Annotated in this window: 4 protein-coding genes; all 4 read right to left on the bottom strand. The window is 32.8% G+C overall.

Annotation, left to right across the window (positions count from 1 at the left end; genetic code table 11):
- Positions 1-100: 100 nt before the first annotated feature.
- The 4 genes from HMPREF9129_RS04710 to HMPREF9129_RS04695 all read right to left on the bottom strand — a co-directional run bounded on the left by HMPREF9129_RS04710 (position 101) and on the right by HMPREF9129_RS04695 (position 3,143).
- Positions 101-418, bottom strand: coding sequence for a YbjQ family protein (locus HMPREF9129_RS04710; protein WP_004820891.1), 318 nt, complete (start codon positions 416-418; stop codon positions 101-103).
- 8 nt (positions 419-426) lie between these two features.
- Positions 427-1,540, bottom strand: a protein-coding gene (prfB, locus tag HMPREF9129_RS04705) for a peptide chain release factor 2 (RefSeq protein WP_115312148.1) whose coding sequence is annotated in 2 segments (ribosomal slippage) — positions 427-1,461 and positions 1,463-1,540 — 1,113 coding nt in all. Because the reading frame shifts where the segments join, the coding sequence is not laid out codon by codon here.
- A 1-nt stretch (position 1,541) separates the two neighbouring features.
- A complete protein-coding gene (locus HMPREF9129_RS04700) occupies positions 1,542-2,618 on the bottom strand; it encodes a PIN/TRAM domain-containing protein (RefSeq protein WP_040552324.1) in 1,077 nt (358 codons plus the stop codon).
- Positions 2,619-2,660: 42 nt separating this feature from the next.
- Positions 2,661-3,143: a CarD family transcriptional regulator gene (locus HMPREF9129_RS04695; protein ID WP_040552323.1), complete on the bottom strand. Its 483-nt coding sequence runs from the start codon at positions 3,141-3,143 to the stop codon at positions 2,661-2,663.
- Between the last annotated feature and the right edge of the window lie 119 nt (positions 3,144-3,262).

Genomic DNA, 3,262 nt, shown 5'->3' with positions numbered 1-3,262 from the left:
TAATTACAGGAGAAATCACCATTATAATAATTGATAAAATTTCAATTCTTTCATATATAATTAAATTTCCATTTATTTAAATCTAACTAAATCTAAAATTTTATTTTAACTTAACCGCTGTTCCAATTACATTTACTAAAAGCATATTACCTTGTCCAAATGCCTCAACATTCATCTTTAATCCAACTATTGCATCAGCACCAATCTTAGTAGCTCTACTAGTCATTTCTGCAATGGCATCTTCTCTACTTGAAACCAATTCTTCTTCATAGCCGGCGCTTCTACCGCCTACTAAATTTCTTATCCCTGCACCAAAATCTTTTACAAAGTTAATTCCGTTTACAGTTTCACCGAAAACAACTCCTAAATATTCAACAATTTCTTTACCTTCAATTTTATCAGTTGTTGTAATTATCATATTATACCTCAATTTTCAGTAGCTTTTAGTTGTAGATAGCTATTTATAAACTCATCCAAATCTCCATCCATTACACGATTTACATCTCCAACTTCTGTATTTGTTCTATGGTCTTTTACCAGTGTGTAAGGTTGGAATACATATGACCTTATTTGAGAACCCCATGCAATTTGAGAATAGTTCCCTTGCAAATCGTCAATTTTTTCTTTTTGTTCTTCTTCAGCAAGAGCAATCAACTTTGCTTTTAACATATTCATTGCAGTTTCTCTATTTTGTATCTGACTTCTTTCATTTTGACATTGAACCACTATTCCAGTTGGAATGTGTGTAATTCGAACGGCTGAATCTGTGGTGTTTACATGTTGTCCGCCAGCTCCGGAAGACCTGTAGGTATCAACTTTCAAATCTTCAGCTCTGATTTCCACTTCAACAGCTCCGTCTATTTGTGGATACACATCAACTGATGAAAAAGATGTATGTCTTCTCTTATTTGAGTCAAAAGGAGAAATTCTAACTAATCTGTGAACTCCTTTTTCCCCCTTCATATATCCATATCCATTGTCTCCGGAAATTAAAAGTGTTGCAGATTTTATTCCGGCCTCATCTTCTTTTTGGATATCCAATATCTCCACTTTAAAGCCTTTGCTCTCTGCATATCTTGTATACATTCTAAGAAGCATGCTAGCCCAATCCTGAGCCTCTGTTCCACCTGCTCCTGCGTGTATTGTAAGAATGCAGTCATTTGCATCATATTCCCCATTTAATAGCGTTTCTAGCTTAAACTCATCAGCAAATTTTTCTATGTCTTCTAAATCTTTTTTAAATTCGTCATAGAAAGTGAAATCTTCTTCCAATTCCATCAATTCAATTAAATCATTTGCTTCTTCAATCTTCTTAGAGAGCTTGTCATATTTATCAACTTTCCCTTGATGATGATTCAATTCTTTTATCACCTTTTGAGCTGACTCACTGTTATCCCAAAAATTAGGCTCTAACTGTTTATCATTTAATTCTTTTACCTTTTCTCTTAGACCAGCCAGGTCAAAGAGATTCACCAAGGCTTTCTACTAAGGATTTCGCTTCATTTAAGCGCTCCTTGTCTAAATAAATATTTTGTTCCAAATTATTCCCCCTTTGTCGGTTTTGCAAATATCATCTTGCCGGCAGAGGTTTGTAGCGCCGATGTAACAATTACTTCGACATCCTCACCTACACGATCTTTACCATCTTCTACTACAATCATAGTTCCATCATCTAAATATCCAAGTCCTTGTCCATGTTCTTTACCATGTTTTACAATTTGTATCTTCATAATTTCACCAGGTAAATACACAGGTTTTACTGAATTCGCAAGTTCATTAATATTTAGAACCGGTATATTTTGTACCGCCGCAACTTTATTTAAATTGTAGTCATTTGTTACAATTTTCCCCTTTAAATCTTTTGTAATTTGAATTAACTTAGAGTCAACTTCTTTTATATTATCATAGTCTTCATTATATATGACAATATCCAGATTAGAATTATCTTGAAGTTCTTTTAAAATATCTAAGCCTCTTCTACCTCTATTTCTCTTCAATGCATCTGAAGAATCCGCAATATGTTGTAACTCTTCAAGCACATATTTAGATACGACTAACTGTCCTTCTAAAAATCCTGCTTCGCAAACATTTTTAATACGTCCATCAATTATTACACTTGTGTCGAGTATTTTTGCTCCGGCCATAACTTTCTTTTTGTCTTTATCTTTTTCTCTACTTGTTGCTTTAGGTAAACTAACTTCTCTAAGCCTATAAATTAATTCATCTTTATACTTTAAAGATAGGTTAATTCCAAGATAGCCTAAAATTCCATAGAGTATTAAAGAAAGCGCCGTTCCTATCACTGGAATTCTATTAATTGGTTGTGATAGAAGAAATGCTATAAAAAGGCCGAGTATAAGTCCTAAACTACCGGTTAAATTTTCCGACAGAGTCCTTTTTTTGAGTTCTGTTTCAACTCCCTTTAAATTTACTTCTATATACCTAAAAATCTTTGGAGATAAAATAAAAAATATGAGTGCGAAAATACCAATTATCACAACTGTTGCTATGTTAATTATGGTTGTATTAAAGCCTCGTGCAAAATCCATAGATTTTAAAAATATCACGAGCGCTACTCCAAGACCTGCTCCTATAATAGTAAATAAGAACCTAAACATCGTAGTTACTATTTTTTTATTTCTGCTTATACCATTCACCCCTTATCTTAAAATGGCATCATCTACAATTTTTACAATTTTTTCATAATCTTCGTCATAAACTAATACCATTTCAGAGATTATAATTTGTTTAGCACTATTAAGTAATTTTCTTTCACCTGTTGATAAGTTTTTGGAAGTATCCGACCTTTCTAGGGCTCTTACTACTCTAGCTATTTCTTCAATATCTCCAGATTTAATTCTATCCATGTTGAACCTATATCTTCTGCTCCAGTTTTTAGGCATTTCAACCTTTTCTTCACTTCCTAATACCTCAAACACCTTGTCCATATCTTCTCTTGTAAGAATATCTCTTACGCCAACTTCATCTGCATTTTCTACCGGTACCATTACTTCCATATCTTTTACAGGTAGCTTTAATATATAATATTTTCTTTTTTCACTGAGAATTTCTCGCTCCTCGATTCCAACTATTACACCTGCTCCATGCATAGGATATACTATCTTGTCTCCAACGTTATACATCACAATACCTCCTGGACATATATAGTATATCAAAGCAAGTAAATAAAGTAAACGTTTGATGATATCATAAATTTTAGACATATGCAATATATAACTTGAATATTTCTAAAAATTTTTAG

The sequence above is a fragment of the Peptoniphilus indolicus ATCC 29427 genome (assembly GCF_000227315.1).
Classification (GTDB): Bacteria; Bacillota; Clostridia; order Tissierellales; family Peptoniphilaceae; genus Peptoniphilus; species Peptoniphilus indolicus.
The sequence above is the reverse complement of the archived record's forward strand: the minus strand, read 5'-3'. Positions and strand labels throughout refer to the sequence as shown.